Source organism: Psychrobacillus sp. NPDC058041 (assembly GCF_042885655.1).
GTDB lineage: Bacteria > Bacillota > Bacilli > Bacillales_A > Planococcaceae > Psychrobacillus.
Map to the genome: position 1 here is coordinate 213,636 of NZ_JBHVRO010000001.1, position 18,318 is coordinate 231,953.

Below are 18,318 nucleotides of genomic sequence, written 5' to 3' on the forward strand. Positions count from 1 at the left end.
ATGATTGAGATTAAAGGATTAACAAAAAAATATGGCTCCTTTTATGCTTTAAATGATTTGAATCTCACTTTAAATGAAGGAACTGTATTCGGTTTTGTTGGAGCAAATGGAGCAGGTAAGTCTACAACATTCTCGATTTTAGCTACACTTTTACAACCAACTGCTGGAGATGCTTTTGTTAATGGGAAAAGTGTGAAAACAGAAGCGCATGAAGTGCGCAAGCAAATTGGATATATGCCAGACTTTTTCGGTGTATATGATCAATTAAAAGCAAATGAATATCTTGACTTTTATGGAGCAAGTTATGGTATTTCAGAATCTGAAAGAGAAAAATTAATACCTCAATTATTAGAGCTTGTTAACTTAACACATAAGCGCTATGAATACGTGGACCTTTTATCGCGTGGGATGAAGCAACGTTTATGTTTAGCTCGTGCATTAATACATGATCCTAAAGTATTAATACTGGATGAACCTGCATCTGGACTTGATCCACGGGCACGTGTGGAAATGAGGGATATATTAAGACAATTAAAGGATATGGGGAAAACAATATTAATATCTTCCCATATATTACCTGAACTTGCAGAGATGTGCGATGAAATTGGAGTAATCGATGGAGGAAGATTAATTGCACATGGTTCCGTTGGGGAAATTCAAGCACAGCTTGCTGGTGAAAGACAAATTTCAGTAAAAATAAAAGGATTATTAGAATATGCAGTTACATTTTTTGAAGAAGATCCTTTCGCTTCCAAAGTAGAAATCCAGCAAGAAAAAAATAGTGTTATTTTCAATTATCGAGGTACAGAAGAAGATCAAATTAGCTTATTGAAGAAAGCATTGGATCATAATATAAGAATTATTTCTTTCTCTGAAACAGAAACTAATCTTGAAGATGTCTTTATGGAAATTACAAAGGGGGCTAAGTAATATGAAACAAGCCTTTACTAATCCAGTATTGAAAAAAGAGATTAAATTACGTTTTCGTTCGCTTAAAAGTTTTACTGGAATTCTCTTTTATTTGATAGCGATGTGTATTTTTGTTTTTGGATTTATTATGTTAACCACTTCCTTTACAGGTACTGGCTATTTTCGACCAGATGAGAGCTTTTTTATGTTCTCCATGCTGACGTTTATTCAACTAGGGCTTATTCTGTTTATTACGCCTGGGTTAACTGCAGGAGCAATTAGTTCGGAACGTGAGAAACAAACATTAAACATATTATTAACAACTTCTCAAACTTCGTTTCAAATAATAACAGGGAAGCTCACGTCGTCAATCGCATTTCTTCTTTTATTAGTAATAGCTGGCTTACCTATCTATAGTTTAGTTTTCCTATTTGGTGGTGTCTCACCAGGACAGCTTGGAATCATTTTCTTATTTTACTTTCTAACGATGATTGCTATTGCTGGAATAGGAATTATGTTTTCCACGATTATTCGTAAAACGATTGTTGCAATGATTGCAACGTATGGAACGATGATTTTTCTAACAGCAGTTACTGGCTTTATTTTTCTAGTTATAACTAGAATGAATATGATGGCAACTGGAATGGCAACTGGAACACCAACTGCCTCACCGGTTGGTCACTTTTTTGCAAGTATTAATCCAGTTGTTTTAATGCTTACGCTTATTTCTCAAGGATCTGATAGCTTTATTACACAATCTACACAAATAGATTTTCCCATTTGGGCAGGATATACGATTTTTTATGCTTGCTTGACTTTAGTAACTATCTTTATTTCTGTGAAAAAACTACGCGTTAATATGAAACGTACTAAATGAGGAGGAACTTTGGATGAATAGTCCACATAAGCTTATTCGTTTTATCCAAAAAGCTAGACTTAGACTTGCTATGGAGCATTATATTAGAATACTTCAGGCAGCATTGTTTATTGGATTTACTTTTGTTGCGGCTATTCTGCTAGTTTCTCGTTTATTTGTATTTCCTTACTATATCCGAACAGCTGTTATTGTCGGAGCTATTTGTTTTGTAGCAGTGTTCTTTTATGCATTTTTGAAGAGGCCATCATATGAGGATGCCCTACAAAAACTGGATTCCTTTTTTCAAAACAATATATTAATTACCGCTATTTCGTTTCTTCATGAAAAATCTTTGCTTATTAAAGGGTTACTTGAAAAGGCAGACCAAGAAAGTAAAGAAGCATTTGAGAAGTTTAAGCAACGTGAAAAACATTATATACAACCTAGGTGGCTTATAGGAGCAATTCTTACTTTTACTGCTGCGCTTGTTTTATATGTATTTCCTGCAACAACTCAATTAGAAGCAAAAGATATTGAAAAAGAACATCAAGTTGTCATTGACATGAAAAAAGATATAGAAAAGTTAGAGAAAAAGAAGTTAGCTGAATCAGTTAAAAAAGAGCTAAAAGAACTAAAAGAGAAATTAAAAGAAGTAGATACCGCCGAAGAAGCGTTACGTGAAGTAGTGAAAAAGCAAAAAGAATTGGCTTTGAAAGAACAAAAACTGGAAAAAAAGAAAGAGCTTTCAGAACAAGAGGAATCCATGGAATCTTCTTTATCTGCGGAGGAACAAAAAGAATTAGCTTCCTTAGAGGATGTAAACAATGCTTTATCTAAGAGTTCCTCTTCTACTCAGTCTGCATTAAGTAAAATGGGTAAATCATTCCCATTTACTTCGAGTGAGGTAGCTCAGGGAAATGCGAATTCGAATAATAATAAAAGTAATTCGAGAAAATCAGAGTCTGGAAATGAAGAACAATCAGGCTCTGAAGGAAGTAAAAATAATGATAAAAATAACCAAAGCCAAGGCAAAGGCAAAGGTCAGGGTCAAGGCAAAGGTCAGGGTCAAGGCAAAGGTCAGGGTCAAGGCCAAGGCCAAGGTCAAGGCCAAGGTCAAGGTCAGGGTCAAGGCCAGGGCCAAGGCAGTGGGAATGGTAATGGTCAAGGAGCAGGTAAAGGCTCAGGTGGAAGAGACCTGCTTTCCATTCCATCCAGAATTGGAGGGAATGGTGAAACGACTATTGATGGTGGAAAACTAGGAGAAGGAGAATCTGCAAGTCAGCAACCTGGTGAGGTACCAGTGACTCGTGGTTCAGTGAAGTCCTATGAGGCAATAGTTAATGAATACTCAGAATCGTATTTAAAAAGCTCGGAGAGAATGCAACTTCCATCAGATCTACAAAGGCTAGTTCAAAATTATTTTTCATCAATTGAGAATAAGGAATAGTGGAGGTAACTTATGACTTTTACAACAGAAGATTATATCAATATGAGTAAACGTTTAGAAGAAGTTCGAAGCGAAATCGGTCATTTTATCGTTGGTCAAAAAGAAGCAGTGGAGTTTACTATCTACAGTGTTTTAGCAGATGGCCATGCACTTCTTGAAGGATTACCGGGTCTTGGTAAAACGATGCTTATTCGCACAGTATCAGAGGTGCTTGATTTGTCATTCTCACGAATACAGTTCACTCCTGATTTGATGCCATCCGATATTACTGGAACTAGTATGATTGAACGATTAGAAAATGGTAAACAACAATTCACCTTTCAAAAAGGACCAATATTTAGTCAAATGGTTTTAGCGGATGAAATAAACCGTGCAACCCCCAAAACTCAAAGTGCATTATTAGAGGCAATGGGTGAAAAAACAGTGACAGTACTGGGTGAAACAAAGCAAATGGAAAGGCCATTCTTTGTACTTGCTACACAAAATCCAATTGAAATGGAAGGAACATATCCACTCCCAGAAGCTCAAATGGACCGTTTTCTCTGCAAAATTCTAGTATCGTATCCAACAAAAGAGGAACTTATGGAAATTACTAAACGTACTACAGGTGGTCAGTCCATTGTATTAAATAAAATTATGCGAGCGGAAGAAATTGTGCATGCTCAACAAATGGTGAGAGAAGTATTAATTGCCGATGATATGTTGGAGTATGCTGTAGATATCATTTCTGCTACACATCCAGAAACCTCTGTTATTCCCGAAATAACACAATATATCCAATATGGAAGTGGGCCTCGGGGTTTGCAAAGCTTAATTAAGCTTGCCAAAGCACGTGCTTTAATTGCTGGTCGATATCATGTGTCGATTGCGGATATAAAATCAGTTGCAAAACCCGTGCTAAGACATCGTCTATTACTTAATTACGAAGGAGAGGCAGAAGGGAAAACAGCTGATAACCTGATAGATCTAATATTACAAACAATTAAACAAGGTCAAATCGTATGAGTAGTGATTCATTAGTTCCAAAAGATTGGGCTGGAAAATTGAGTCGACTATCCATCTCCACAAAATCAAAGCTTCGAGGACAACATAAAGGATCCCATCGTTCACAACGTTTCGGAGCATCACTGGATTTTTCGGATTTTCGTGAGTATTCTCCAGGTGATGATGTTCGCCAAATAGATTGGAATGTGTATGCTCGAACAGATAAATATTTTATTAAACGATTCTTAGATGAACAAGAAATGCGAGTACATATTTTACTCGATTCAACGAAGTCTATGGGTGATGAATTGAAGTGGACTTTTTCAAAACAGCTTGCTCTTTCTCTTGGGATACTTGTATTGCAACGGGATGATCGTTTATCTTTTTCAGCTGTAACAGAGGAAAGGCCATCACTTTTTAGACGTAAAGGTGCTACTTTTCGAAAGGCGTTCTCTCAAACTATTTCTGATTTAAAAGAGCCAACTATGAACCAACCATTTTCTAACAATGCTATATCATTTATTCCGAAGGATAGTACTGTTCTATTTATTCTTTCTGATTGCCTGGAAAGCCTTGAATCTTTCGAAAAGCTTCTACAAAAATTACCTAAGTTTGCAGGAGATATTCGTATCCTACAAATTGTAACAAAGGATGAGCTACTACCCTCATTCGCAGGCGATGTTCATTTAGAAGATGTGGAAACAACACACCAACTAAATGTATCTATGTCTCCCAAAGTAATTGAAGCATATGTGCGCGAAAGAAATTTACACCAGCACGGTCTAGAAATATTATGTAATAAGTTTGGAGTGAGACTACTTCAAGTAAACGTTGAGGATGGTATTTCACATGTCATATTCCATCAGCTACTACGCGCAAACTGGGTGCAATGAGGTGAGATTATTTGGGATTTAATCAATTAATATTTCTGTGGACTGGCATTTTTCCTATAGCTGTACTTCTTTATTATTTCTTTCGAAAAAAATATACAAAGCAGTCAGTTTCCTCCACTCTTTTTTGGCAGGAAGTGATGAAAGAAACGAAAGCTTCCCCTTATTTGCAACATTTACAACGTAATGCTTTATTTTATTTACAAATGCTTTCAATGATTTTACTTGTCATTGCATTATTGCAACCATTTTGGAAAACAAAAGGCCTTACTGGCGAACAAATCGTATTCATTGTAGATACTTCAGCTACGATGAAAGTAAATACTAATAATTCCACTCTTTTCGATCAACATATAAAACAAATGTCATATCTTGTTGAGGAGTTATCTGGAAAGCCCTTAACAATTATTACTACAGGAAATCAACCGAAAGTCATTGTTCGGCAAGAGACAAATCTTAACCGAATTAAAAATGAGATTAGCAAACTAGAAGTAAGTTATGAAGATGAAAACATGTTGAAATCATTAGATCTTGCTCAATCTTTTTTTCAAAATAAAGCTACATCGGTTTATATTTTTACGGATCATTTAGATCGTCAATCGATACCCTTACAATATGCAAATGTAAGTTGGAATGTAGAAGGATTAACAACTGAAGTATCAAATGTATCTATTAAACGATTTGGAGCCACTAAAACAAACAGTGGTATTTCTGCATTGATTCAACTTGAGAATCAATCGAATATAGAACAAATAACAGAACTAACGATTTCGAATGAACAGAATAAATTAGTGAAAGAAAAGGTTGAGATACCGCCAAATGATATTGTTACATTGTCCTTTAATGAATTAGTGGAATCATCCTTTTTAAACGCCACCATTGATATAAACGATCAATATGCTTTAGATAATTCAATGACAGTATTTATGCAAAATCAATTATCGAAAGTGTTTATTGATTCTTCTATGCACTCACTAGTAAAGACTGCATTTCAATCGATGGATATAGAAGTAAGCAGTATCCCTACTGAACAAGTTGGGTTGCTACAGGAAGAAGGCATTTTCGTAACAAATCAATTTGAATCTATTGATAAATTGGATCGCCCTACCTTATTTATCGGAAGAAATGATTCTTCAGCAAAGGATGTAAATGGAAGAGTACAAACGATGGAGCATGCCATATTTTCTTTTGCTAATTTATCCGATATTTATGTCAGTGCTGTTTACCCTCCTGTAGATGGCTTTGAAACAATTGCAACTGTGGGAGAAGAGCCATTTATACAAGTTTCACCACGCGGTGATATTATAATACTGTCCGATATTCAAATGACTGATTGGCCGCTAAACCCATCATTCCCTCTTTTTTTATGGAGTGTGAAAGAACAGCTTTCTGCTGGAAACTCGTATTTAGGTACTTTTTCACCGAACGAACGAAAGTCATTATCTCTTGGAAGTGTTGCGAATGAATGGGAAATATACACGATGAACGACACCTATGAATATTCAATAGAGAATGGTGGAGCATTTATCGCACCACAAAAGCCTGGGTTATACAGGCTTATTTCGAAGGATACTGAAAAAAACTTTGCTGTTGCTTTATCTCAAAAAGAAAAAGAAATTACAAAGGGAACATCCTATAAATTAACTGGGAAACAGATAGAATCAAAAGCAAATTATAATCAGCATTCGATTGTTCCATATTTATTAATAGTATTGTTATTATTGTTTGTAATAGAGTGGGAGGTGCAAAGACGACGTGGATTTACGAGTTGACCAACCGCTATGGCTCCTGTTATTACTGCCAATTTTCATGTACTTTTTTTGGACATGGAAAAAAGATATTAAAGTATTTCGAAGTGAAGGAAAAGTAGTATTATTTATTCGTCTTTTAGCTATTTTATGTTTAATCTTAGGATTAACGAATCCTTATCTTTTATTGCCAATTAAAGACGAACAAGTAATCTTCTTAGTTGATCGATCTGCTTCTGTTCAAGGCACAGATCAACAAGTGGTAGAATGGATAGAAAAAAGTTTTTCATCAAGAAAGAATTCGCATCTGGTTGGAGTATATACATTTGCAGAAGACTTTCAGACAGAGGTTGCATTAACTTCTGGGGAAGTAAATTTACCAGTTTTCACACCAATGAAAGCTCCTGGAAAGACAGATATTGCAAGAGCATTGCAACTCTCAACAGGTATTGTAGAACCCAATAAAGCTACTAGAATCGTCCTTTTTTCGGATGGGTTAGAAACAAGCGGTTCTGTTTCAGATGAGCTAGGGAAAATAGCTGGTGGGAATGTCACTATTGATGTCGTGCAATTGGAAAGAATAGCTTCTGAGGATGTTGCAATCACTTCATTAGAAACACCACCAGTTGCGTTTGAAGGAGAGCAACAACAACTAAATGTCAAATTAGAAGCGACTACCGATACAAAAGGAGAACTACTTCTTTATCAAAATGATCAGCTGTTATCCCGTGAACAAGTTTCTTTGGAACAAGGTACAAATAGTTTTACATTCCGAAATGCCTCTACTGGGGAAGGATTATTAAAATATGAGGTGCAAGTTATAGTTCCAGGTGACGGATTAATTGAAAATAATAAATTAACGAGCGTAACGAACGTGGAAGGATCCCCAAAATTATTAATCGTTACTAATGCTGGGAATAGCTCTAATATTCCTAACGTTATTGATCAAGCCACAATTAAAACAGATGTTATTGACGCAACAGCGCTTCCATATGATTTATCGAATTATTTAGCGTATGATGCAATAATTTTTGATAATGTTCCTGGTCATGTTGTTGGAGAACAAAAAATGAAGGTACTTGAACAAGCAGTGAAAAATTTCGGTGTTGGATTTATGATGGTTGGGGGGAACAGCAGTTTTGGTTTAGGTGGTTATTTTAAAACACCAATTGAAAAGTTACTTCCAGTGGAAATGGAAATTAAGGGAAAACATCAGTTGCCATCCCTAGGCTTAGTTATTGTTATGGACCGATCAGGTAGTATGAGTGGCTCTAAATTTGAATATGCAAAAGAAGCAGCAGCTCGTTCGGTTGAAATGTTACGTGAAGGAGATACACTTGGATTTATAGCATTTGATGATCGACCATGGGAAATAATTGAACCAGCTCCTCTTACAAATAAAGAGGAAGCTTTGGATGCTATTTTATCGGTTGGGGTTGGTGGTGGAACTGAAATTTATCCGGGTCTTGCACTTGCCTATGAACGTTTAGCTCCATTAAAACTTCAGCGGAAGCATGTCATATTATTAACCGATGGGCAGTCATATACACGAAGTGATTATCAAACTTTAATTGAAGAAGGGGAAAAGGACAATATTACAATTTCGACTGTCGCGGTAGGACAAGATGCGGACCGAGCACTACTAGAAAGTTTAGCAGAGATGGGAGGGGGAACCTTCTATGATGTCGCGGATGAATCAACTATTCCTGCTATCATGTCGACGGAAACAGCGATGATATCTCGCACATACATTGAAGATAATCCTTTCTATCCGATTATTTATGGTGATCCATCATGGAGTAGTTTATTTGCTGAAGGGGTTCCACAGATGAATGCTTATATTGCAACAACTCCGAAGCAAACGGCATCCATAATAGCGGAAAGTGAGAAAGAAGATCCAATTATAGCAGAATGGATGTATGGGTTAGGTAGAACAATTGCTTTTACATCTGATTCTACCGGAGAGTGGAGCGGGGATTTCGCAAGATGGAATAATTGGGGGAATTTTTGGAACACAGCTGTTTCACGGTTATTACCAGCATATAGTGAAGTTCCTTTTCAAATTCAAAAAGCGAGTGATGGCAGCTATACAGTAACTGATCCATCCGGAAAATCTTCATTTATTGAAATAGCTGCTGTGAATGAGAAAGGTGAGGAATTACCTGTTACCTCAGAGCCTCTTGCTCCTGGAAAATCTCGAGTTACGATCGAAAGCGAACCTGGACTTGTATTCTTCCGAGTTTCAAACGAACAAAATGCGGTGTATCAAACAGGTGTTTCGATACCTTATAGTGAAGAATATAAGTTGCAAAAGCCGAACACAAGTAAGTTAGAATTAATAACAAGTAGGACAAGTGGAAAGTTGCTTACAGATGCTTCAGAGATATTCCGCCCAATGGACATAAAAAGCGCAGAGAAGCAATCCATTCAGCAAGCACTTATTCTAGCAGCTATACTATTATTTTTTATTGATATCACAATTAGAAGATTTGGTTTTAGACAATTAGTTGCGCCTCTTTATAAAATGAAACAGAATAAAAAATCAATAGAGACTACTATCGAAACAAGTAATGTTGAAAAGCTTGTAAAAGAAAAAAAGAAAAGATGATAAAAAACTGGAAGTGAAAAAATTCACTTCCAGTTTTTTTGAAGAACAAGAAAGTTGTAAATTAGGTATGATATGATTCTGATTCATGGTAATTTTAGTTGTACTTGGTGTTTTGGGTCATCTCATATAAAGTTAACTCTTAAAATTGAGAAATGGTTGCTTTTACGATAAGTTGGTTGCTCTCGTCACTGAATTAGTTGCTCTCCGTGTAAAATTGGTAGCTTTCACCTTATAATTGGTTGCTTTGAGACAATTTTTTCCTTTTCCCCTACTTATATCTGTATAAAAAGAACTAGAAAAATAAGTAGTATTTATTTATATAAAAGAGTGCGTTCGCTTTCAATAGAGTATTCATACCCTCTGCATCAGATAAGAATGTAGATGAAATGATGACAGGAACAGGTTGATTTCCGCTGCAGGTGGACGGCTTTCAAGGGGGCAAGCATCAAGCCGCTTCGGGCCAACACGCCTTTGAACAATTTAACGCTACGTCCAGGGTCTTGATTCGCTTGCTATTCCCCTAAGAGTCGCCGCCTTCCACTCCAATCAAACATGCAAATAATAAAGCCATTATGCTTTGTCGAAATAACGAACTGGCACTTTCTTTTGCTTAGCCATATGGCAAGCGGGACCAGAGAAAAAATAGATAGTATCTAAAGATAAAGAAGAGAAGAGTTTCCGAAATGGTATCTTCGGAAGCTCTTAAAAGAGTAGGGGAGTATTTTTACTCTAATTAGCTAAAACAAACGCATCATGTCCTCAAAAATTCCAAGAGTGCGACGAACAAACATCCGCCACAAGATTACCGAAAAAAAGTGTAGCTGGAAGTGACGCAGTCACTTCCAGCTACACAATCCCAACGGTAATAGTGTAACCTATGTTTCGTCCAAAGAACTCGGGCATTAGTGAAGCCAAGATGCACTTAAATGGGGTTTTCGTACTTCTTAATTAATAATTGGCTTACTTCTCTTTATCCAGAGCAATGTAACAACCCATGCACTTAATAAAATACCCGAACCAATCATAAACGGAAGATTGATGTTAATATCAAAAAACATACCCGCAAGTGCAGGACCAATCATATTACCTAAACTCATGTAGGCATTATTCATACCTGCTGCAAAACCTTGTTCATGACCTGCTAGCTTTGAAACGACTGTATTAACAGAAGGGCGAATAAGCGTTGTTGCAGTTGAAAAAATAGCAGCTACGATTAATACAAGCCCGAAGCTATTTACTAAGAAGAATAGTAAAAGTGCTAAAGCAGCAACAACTAAGTTGACTAAAATAACATTTAATTCTCCGAAACGATTAAATAATTTTCCTACAATGACAGATTGGACAATAACTCCTATAAATCCACCGACAGTTAAAACAATAGCAATATCTTGTGGAGTGTAATTATATTTATGATCGACGTATAAAGAAAATGTTGTTTGGAAATTTGCGATACCAAATGAGAAAACAAAAATGATGATTAATATCATAAAATAAGGAGTTTTAACCGATCTTTTCATTTGAGTAAAGATATTTTCACTCTTTTTCTTTCCTAAAGGTACTTTAGAGATAGCGTTTTTAATATCAGGTAAAATGAAAAATGAGATTATTGCAGAAAGGATAGCCACTAAAGAAGCCATGTAAAATGGGAAGGTTAAACTAACTTTTGCTAAAAATCCACCTAGTGCTGGTCCAATCATGAATCCCAGGGACATCGAAGCACCTATTAAGCCCATTCCTTTTCCACGGGATTCAATCGTTGTGAGGTCAGCAACAAATGCCATCGTAGCAGGAATTAAAAAAGCTCCTCCAATTCCACTTATAAAACGTGCAACATATAGCATCCATTCATGAGTAGCAACTCCAAACCATAATTGAGATGCCGAAAAGATGACTAATCCAGTAATAATAAGTTTTTTGCGTCCATACTTATCAGATAGATCTCCAGCTAAAGGTGACAATAAAAATTGTCCTAAGGCGAAGGAAGCAATAATAAAACCAAGTGCTTGACCTGCAACGCCGAACGTTTGTAAATATTGAGGCATTACCGGAATAACTAGTCCTATTCCTGCCGTTGCAATAAACATATTAAACATTAGAATGTAAAGTGCAAATTGATTTGATTTCTTCAACGGATATTTCCTACTTTCTCGTTAATCTTTATCAACGTCTATCGATTCTACCATATTCTCATAAGAATAAAAACCTTCGTGTCACGAATAATTGAAAATGGTTACTAACTTTCAAATTAGTCTGTTGTTTTTTAGAAGCATATATTTTGTGACGAAAATTCGCGAGAGTCCTACGGAAAAAAGTGTTACAAAGACCCTACAGCGATCTTGCAATAGGAAGGAAGGCTAATGGCGCCTCTTCCTGAGGCAACGCCTTCATGACCAACATCATGTTGGCCCAGGAGGCTTGGCAGTTCGTCCGCGGAAAGCGTGCAGATTTTCATTATCATTTATTTGAGGCAAAATAAAAAAAATCTAGAATCGCCTATTATAGACGATTCTAGATACTAGTTTGTCCCCATTTTAAACTTTAAAAACAACTCGTTGTATTCCCCAAGCATTTTAAGACCAAGATTATTATAAACTTCTAAGTTGTCTCGCATTTCTTCTGTGGGATAAAAACGCTCATCCGAGATAACATCTTCATCCATTAAATCCATTCCAGCCTTGTTAGGAGTGGAATATCCAACATAATCTGCATTTTGTGCAGCTATTTCCGGTTTAAGCATAAAGTTGATAAAGGCATGAGCACCTTCTATATTTGCGGCTGTTTTAGGAATAACCATATTATCAAACCATAAGTTGGAACCTTCTTCAGGTATTGCATAGTCAAGGTCTTCATTTTCTGACATCATATCGGCTGCTTGTCCTGACCAAGTGAGCGCAACAGCTGCTTCTTTATTTACCATAAGCTGAGTCACTTCGTCACCAATTATAGCTTTTACATTTGGAGTAAGTTTTTTGAGCTTGGCTGATGCTTCTTGTAATTCATGTTCATCAGTAGAATTCAACGAAAAACCTAAGCTATTTAGACCCATTCCAATCACTTCACGAGCACTATCAACTAATAAAACCTTTCCTTTTAAAGATGGATCCCAAAGTGCATCCCAACTTTTAAAAGTTTGTCCATTTAACAAGGTAGGATTATAAACAATGCCGACAGTTCCCCAAAAATAAGGAATTGAAAATTCGTTTTTCTTATCAAATGATAAATCTAAGAAATATGGATCAATGTTTTTTAAATTAGGTATTTTGGCGTGATCAATTGGTAAAAGTAAATGTTTTTCTTTCATCTTTTCAATCGCGTATTCAGAAGGAATTGCGATATCGTAAGAAGTTCCACCTTGCTCAATTTTTGTCATCATTGCTTCGTTCGAGTCAAATGTTTCATAAACCACACGATACCCTGATTCTTTTTCAAATTGAGCAATTACATCTGGATCAATATATTCACCCCAGTTGAATATAGTTACCGTATCACTTCCTGCTTTTCCAGAACTCTTATCTAATAAATCGTTTGCAACAAATAGTAAAATACATACAACAACAATAGCAATTATTGCTTTTACAATATCTTTCATTTTCGAACCCCCATTCCAATAGGGTTTTTACCACGCTGGCTCATAAAGTAATATCCTACCACAAGAACAAGTGTAACGATAAAGATAATACCAGATAATGCATTAATCGTTAATGTAATACCTGCACGTGCCATTGAGTATATTTCAACAGATAATGTACTGAATCCATTTCCAGTTACGAAAAAAGTAACAGCAAAATCATCAAGCGAATAAGTTAATGCCATAAAAAATCCTGCAAATATCCCCGGTTTAATAAATGGAATAATAACACGCGTAAAAATATCTCTTCTCGTTGCACCAAGGTCAGCAGCAGCATCAATGAGTGAACTATTCATTTCTTGAAGTTTCGGTAAAACCATTAGTACAACAATTGGAATACTAAATGCAATATGCGAAATTAATACAGATGCAAAACCTAATTTAACACCAATCATCGTAAAGAAGATTAAAAAGGAAGCTCCAATAACAACGTCTGGACTAACAATTAGTACGTTATTCAGCGATAGAATGGAATTACGGATAGATTTATTTCTCATATAAACAATTCCAATGGAACCAAAAACACCAATTATCGTTGCAAATAATGCAGAAAGCAAAGCAACAATTACCGTATTTATAAGGATCATAATAAGTCTTGTATCAGAAAAGACCGCGGCATAGTGCTCCAATGTAAATGATTCAAAATTATTCATTGCGCCGCCACTATTGAATGAATAAAAGATAAGATAGAGAATCGGCGTATATAAAACTATAAAAACGAGGGCTAAATAAAACTTAGCGGTTTTACTTGTTTTTTCCATGAGAAATAGCCCCCTTATCTTTTTGACCGGTAATAATCATTATAATAACCATAAAAATGATTAAGAAAACAGCAATGGTAGAACCCATACCCCAGTTTTGGGTAACCAAAAATTGTTGTTCAATCGCAGTACCCAGAGTAATAACTTTATTTCCAGCGATTAAACGAGTAATCATGAATAGAGAGAGGGAAGGGATAAATACTGCTTGTATCCCTGCTTTTACACCATTAACGGTTAATGGGAAAATAACCTTTAAAAAAGTTGTCCAACTAGATGCACCCAAATCTCTACTAGCATCAATTAAAGAAGGATTTAATTTATCTAAAGCATTAAAGATAGGAAGAATCATAAATGGTATAAAAATATAAACGGATACAAAAATAAAACTAAAATCCGTAAATAATATTTGCTTATCCCCAATTCCAAACACATTTAAAAACGCATTAATTGGTCCGTATAAACCGAAAATTCCGATGAACGCATAAGTTTTTAATAGTAGATTAATCCAAGAAGGGATAATAATTAATAATAACCACAATTGTTTATGCTTTGTTTTTGTCAACCAGTAGGCAGTTGGATAAGCTATTAATAAAGTGAATAGCGTTATTAGAAAAGCGTACCAAAACGAGCTAATTGTTAATGTTAAATAAACAGATGTAAAGAAATTTTTATAGTTTTCTATTGAAAAATTACCATTTAAATCAAAGAAAGAGTAGTAAGTGACTAGTGCAATAGGAGCTATGACAAATAAAACAATCCATGCAAAATACGGGATTAGATAAAGAGACTTTGTATTTTTAGTCTGCATAAGCGTCTTCTCCGTATGATTCTAATCGTTTATCAAATTCTTCTTCTGTTTCATTTAATCGCATAACATGTATCGATTCTGGATCAAAGTCTAAACCAATAAATTCTCCAACTTCTGCTTTTTTAGTAGAATGTACGAGCCACTCATTTCCTTCATCATCATACGTTGATAGCTCATAGTGTACACCTCTAAACAATTGCGTATCCACTTTTACTTTCATCTTTCCTTTTTCTACGCTTGTAATTTCTAAATCTTCTGGACGGATAACAATATCAATATGTTCGTTTGGCGTTAGCCCTTGGTCAACACATTCAAATTCTTTACCTCCAATTTGTACTCGGAAGTCAGCTACCATAGTTCCAGAAACAATATTTGACTCTCCAATAAAGTCGGCAACAAAACGGTTAATAGGCTCATCATAAATATCCATCGGCGTTCCACTTTGTTCAATATGTCCTTCGTTCAATACGAAAATTTCATCTGACATTGCTAGCGCTTCTTCTTGGTCATGCGTAACAAATATGAATGTTTTCCCTAAACGTTGTTGTAGTTCACGAAGCTCATATTGCATTTCTGAACGAAGCTTTAGATCTAGAGCGGATAGAGGCTCATCTAGTAAAATAATTTCTGGATCATTTACAATTGCTCTTGCAATCGCAACCCTTTGTCTTTGTCCTCCTGACATTTCAACAATTTCTCTATTTTCATAACCACTTAAGTTAACAAACTTAAGTGCTTCTAATACTTTTTGTTCAATCTCTTTTTTTCCTATTTTTTTTATTCGAAGACCAAATGCTACATTTTCAAATACATTCAAATGTGGAAACAAAGCATAATCTTGGAATACGGTATTTACTTGGCGTTCATTTGCGGGCACATTATTAATAAGTTTTCCATTAAAATAAATGTTCCCGCTTGAGGGTTGCATAAATCCTGCGATTAATCGTAAGATGGTGGTTTTCCCACAACCCGAAGGTCCTAATAAAGTGTAAAACTTGCCACGTTCCAACTCAAAATTAATACTATCTAATACAGTAGTATCTTCGTCATAAAATTTTGTAACATTTTCGAAACGAATAATAGATGTCTCCAGCATAATAATCCTCCAATTTGTAGTTTGATGCTTGCACACTATTTATAAATAAGAGTTTGTGACAACATAAATAACTTGTGATTCGGCATCGGATATGTTTTCTAATAAATGGTTATCTGAAGCTTCAAAATAGATGGATTCTCCTTTTGAGGCTGTATATTGTTGTTTTCCAAGAGTCAGTTTTACATTCCCTTGTAATACATAGATAAATGTTTCAGAAAGAGAAGGTTCAAATTGTTTAAACTGGCCAGCTTTTCCTAATGTAATATGAACTGGTTCCATTTCATTTTCATTAGATTCGGAAATAAGCCAACTTAGTTTATAGTTTTTGTCTTCGTCTTCAAAAATTATTTGTTCATTTATTGAAAAAACGACTTTTGTTCGTGCATGTTCATCATCAAAAAAGTCTTTCGGTTTAGACCCTAACACATTTAATATAGCAAAAAGTGTTTCGATTGAAGGGGAATTAATATCTCTTTCTAATTGAGAAATAAAACCTTTACTTAAATCTGTCCTTTCCCCTAGTTCTTCTTGAGTTAATCCTTTTTCTAGTCGTAAACGTTTAATCTTCTTCCCGATCTGCATATATAGAAACTCCTTTGGAAGTGAAATGACGTTCTAATTTCAAACAAAGTTTATTTTAACACAACTTTAAGTTTACTTTAACAATTTATTTAATTTTATTCAAAAAAAATAAAAGCTTGGATGTTAACTGCAATTGGAATGTTTTCGGGGTTTCCTCCAAACAGACGGTTGATTATATATGTATTCAGTTTTAACAGTATTGGAGTAGCTAGAAGAACAGTCAATTTTATGTAAAATGCATACAATAGCTGAGGACTATACAAAAGGGGAGTGAACTAATGAAGTTAAGAGAGGAGTTACCAGAATTTCCACGGCATTTGCAATGGATTAATGGTCAAATAACAAGCGATCAAATTAAAGGAGATGTACCAGTAATTATACATTTTTGGTCTATTAGCTGTAATTCATGTAAAAATGCGATGGGGTACATCAATAGATGGAAAAGCTTATACGGTAATAGGTTTAAAATAATTAGTATTCATATGCCTAGAACGTCTGAAGATGTAAATGATTATCTTATCAAACAAACTGCTTATCAATTGAACTTGACTAACCCAATATGTCTGGATCACGAACTATTAGTAACTAAATTGTTTCAAACTAGAACTGTCCCTGCCTATTATTTATTTGATAAGAAAGCTTTGCTAAGACATTATCAATCAGGTGAACAAGGAATGCAGATGTTGGAAAGACGTCTTGTATATCTTATGAAAGAACAAAAAAATTGAGGTACAATCCCTTTCTACTATTCATTTTGTTATGGTAAACTTAGTGCATTCGAATTGTAGGGAGGTATTGGCGTGAAAAAAGAATTTGTTGTCATTGGTTTAGGGCGTTTTGGAGGAAGTATAGTAAGAGAATTAGTTGATCAAGGCGCCGATGTGATGGCAATTGATAAAGTAGCTGATCGAGTAGATGAATTTGCTCCAATTGCTACCCAAGCAGTTGTAGCAGATACTACAGATGAAACAACATTAAAATCTTTAGGTATTCGAAACTTTGAACATGTAATTATAGCTATAGGTGATGATATTCAATCTAGTATATTAACTACACTAATGCTAAAAGAAATAGGAGTTAAAAAGATTACTGTAAAAGCCCAAAATGATTATCATGAAAAAGTACTTCGAAAAATTGGTGCAGATCAAGTAGTACATCCAGAACGCGATATGGGGATTCGTATTGCTAATAACATCCTCTCAAATAATGTTCTCGATTATTTAGAGTTGTCTGATGAACATTCAATAATGGAAATTAAAGTGAATGAAAAAATTGCAAGGCACACTATAATCGATTTAGATATTCGTGCGAGATATGGAATCAACATTGTTGCAGTGAAAAGAGGGAACAATATTATTGTATCTCCACAAGCAGATGAGCAGCTGCAATTAAATGATGTACTTATTATCATTGGTGCAGATGTCGATATTAATCGTTTTGAGAAAAAAGTTTTATCTTAATGGAAAATAATGGATATTTAACTCTTAAAGCAAAGTTCAGTGCTTCTAGTTGAAAGAAAAAAGGTTTCGAGAATGTCAAAAATCTCGAAACCTTTTGTCGTAGTGACCACTTTCTTATGCCATGAACAGGTTGATTGTCGCTACAGACGGAAGATTTCTTACCTCTATTCAAGGGTAATTTCTATAAAAAACAAATTAAAGATAGTGATCCATGCATCGAGTTGTTGCTTTCCGTTCCGGCGCTCGCTTTCCGCGGGCATGGCTTGAGCCTCCTCGTTCGTTTCGCTTCCTTCGGGGTCTCAAGGCTCATGCTATTCAAGGGTTAGGATTTGATGCAGTGCTACTTATAGATGTGGATGAAAGACACTATAAGGATACAAAGCAGGAGGCAAAATTATTATATGTTGGATGTATGAGAGCTCTCCATGATTTGAGGATATTCTATTCTGTAGAAGCATCACCTTTAATTCAAGTAAGTCATAGTGGGAATAATAAACAGTAGATAAAACGAAAGGTGTCGTGAACAGTCTTGTTTTTTTGT

Annotated in this window: 15 protein-coding genes and 1 pseudogene; 10 read left to right on the top strand and 6 right to left on the bottom strand. The window is 35.3% G+C overall.

Annotated elements, in window-relative coordinates; translation table 11 throughout:
• Genes ACFVR1_RS00960 through ACFVR1_RS00990 form a run of 7 tightly spaced genes read left to right on the top strand, consistent with a single transcriptional unit; the run spans window position 1 to window position 9,442 of the window.
• Window positions 1-930, top strand: a complete 930-nt coding sequence (locus ACFVR1_RS00960) for an ABC transporter ATP-binding protein (protein ID WP_387579188.1) — start codon at window positions 1-3, stop codon at window positions 928-930.
• 1 nt (window position 931) lies between these two features.
• The gene (locus ACFVR1_RS00965) at window positions 932-1,786 is read left to right on the top strand and encodes an ABC transporter permease (RefSeq protein ID WP_387579191.1); all 855 of its coding nucleotides are present in this window, start codon (window positions 932-934) and stop codon (window positions 1,784-1,786) included.
• A gap of 13 nt (window positions 1,787-1,799) precedes the next feature.
• Window positions 1,800-3,212 carry a hypothetical protein gene (locus ACFVR1_RS00970; RefSeq protein ID WP_387579194.1) on the top strand — a complete coding sequence of 471 codons (1,413 nt, stop codon included), beginning with the start codon at window positions 1,800-1,802 and terminating at the stop codon, window positions 3,210-3,212.
• Between the two features lie 12 nt (window positions 3,213-3,224).
• Window positions 3,225-4,217, top strand: coding sequence for an AAA family ATPase (locus tag ACFVR1_RS00975; protein WP_387579196.1), 993 nt, complete (start codon window positions 3,225-3,227; stop codon window positions 4,215-4,217).
• Complete coding sequence (locus ACFVR1_RS00980) at window positions 4,214-5,089, top strand: DUF58 domain-containing protein (RefSeq protein WP_387579197.1); 876 nt, start codon at window positions 4,214-4,216, stop codon at window positions 5,087-5,089. The genes ACFVR1_RS00975 and ACFVR1_RS00980 overlap by 4 nt, the downstream gene beginning before the upstream one ends.
• 11 nt (window positions 5,090-5,100) lie before the next feature.
• Window positions 5,101-6,858: a vWA domain-containing protein gene (locus tag ACFVR1_RS00985; protein ID WP_387579198.1), complete on the top strand. Its 1,758-nt coding sequence runs from the start codon at window positions 5,101-5,103 to the stop codon at window positions 6,856-6,858.
• Window positions 6,842-9,442: a VWA domain-containing protein gene (locus ACFVR1_RS00990; protein ID WP_387579200.1), complete on the top strand. Its 2,601-nt coding sequence runs from the start codon at window positions 6,842-6,844 to the stop codon at window positions 9,440-9,442. Before ACFVR1_RS00985 ends, ACFVR1_RS00990 begins: the two co-directional genes overlap by 17 nt.
• Before the next feature lie 944 nt (window positions 9,443-10,386).
• Here ACFVR1_RS00990 and ACFVR1_RS00995 read toward each other — a convergent pair.
• The 6 genes from ACFVR1_RS00995 to ACFVR1_RS01020 all read right to left on the bottom strand — a co-directional run bounded on the left by ACFVR1_RS00995 (window position 10,387) and on the right by ACFVR1_RS01020 (window position 16,317).
• On the bottom strand, window positions 10,387-11,535 hold the full coding sequence (locus ACFVR1_RS00995; protein WP_483880168.1) for an MFS transporter: 1,149 nt from the start codon (window positions 11,533-11,535) through the stop codon (window positions 10,387-10,389).
• A gap of 422 nt (window positions 11,536-11,957) precedes the next feature.
• A complete protein-coding gene (locus ACFVR1_RS01000; protein WP_387579204.1) occupies window positions 11,958-13,031 on the bottom strand; it encodes an ABC transporter substrate-binding protein in 1,074 nt (357 codons plus the stop codon).
• A complete protein-coding gene (locus tag ACFVR1_RS01005; RefSeq protein WP_387579206.1) occupies window positions 13,028-13,831 on the bottom strand; it encodes an ABC transporter permease in 804 nt (267 codons plus the stop codon). The genes ACFVR1_RS01000 and ACFVR1_RS01005 overlap by 4 nt, the downstream gene beginning before the upstream one ends.
• A complete protein-coding gene (locus tag ACFVR1_RS01010) occupies window positions 13,815-14,639 on the bottom strand; it encodes an ABC transporter permease (RefSeq protein ID WP_387579208.1) in 825 nt (274 codons plus the stop codon). Before ACFVR1_RS01010 ends, ACFVR1_RS01005 begins: the two co-directional genes overlap by 17 nt.
• Complete coding sequence (locus ACFVR1_RS01015; RefSeq protein ID WP_387579210.1) at window positions 14,629-15,735, bottom strand: ABC transporter ATP-binding protein; 1,107 nt, start codon at window positions 15,733-15,735, stop codon at window positions 14,629-14,631. The genes ACFVR1_RS01010 and ACFVR1_RS01015 overlap by 11 nt, the downstream gene beginning before the upstream one ends.
• A gap of 39 nt (window positions 15,736-15,774) precedes the next feature.
• Window positions 15,775-16,317: a helix-turn-helix domain-containing protein gene (locus ACFVR1_RS01020; RefSeq protein ID WP_387579212.1), complete on the bottom strand. Its 543-nt coding sequence runs from the start codon at window positions 16,315-16,317 to the stop codon at window positions 15,775-15,777.
• A gap of 278 nt (window positions 16,318-16,595) precedes the next feature.
• On the opposite strand from ACFVR1_RS01020, the gene ACFVR1_RS01025 reads away from it, so the two are divergent.
• The 3 genes and pseudogenes from ACFVR1_RS01025 to ACFVR1_RS01035 all read left to right on the top strand — a co-directional run.
• Entirely contained in the window at window positions 16,596-17,045 is a 450-nt protein-coding gene (locus ACFVR1_RS01025) for a TlpA family protein disulfide reductase (RefSeq protein WP_387579214.1), read from the top strand.
• Between the two features lie 72 nt (window positions 17,046-17,117).
• Complete coding sequence (locus tag ACFVR1_RS01030) at window positions 17,118-17,777, top strand: potassium channel family protein (protein ID WP_387579216.1); 660 nt, start codon at window positions 17,118-17,120, stop codon at window positions 17,775-17,777.
• A 316-nt stretch (window positions 17,778-18,093) separates the two neighbouring features.
• Window positions 18,094-18,279, top strand: a pseudogene (locus tag ACFVR1_RS01035) (hypothetical protein); the annotation flags it as partial.
• Window positions 18,280-18,318: the final 39 nt, after the last annotated feature.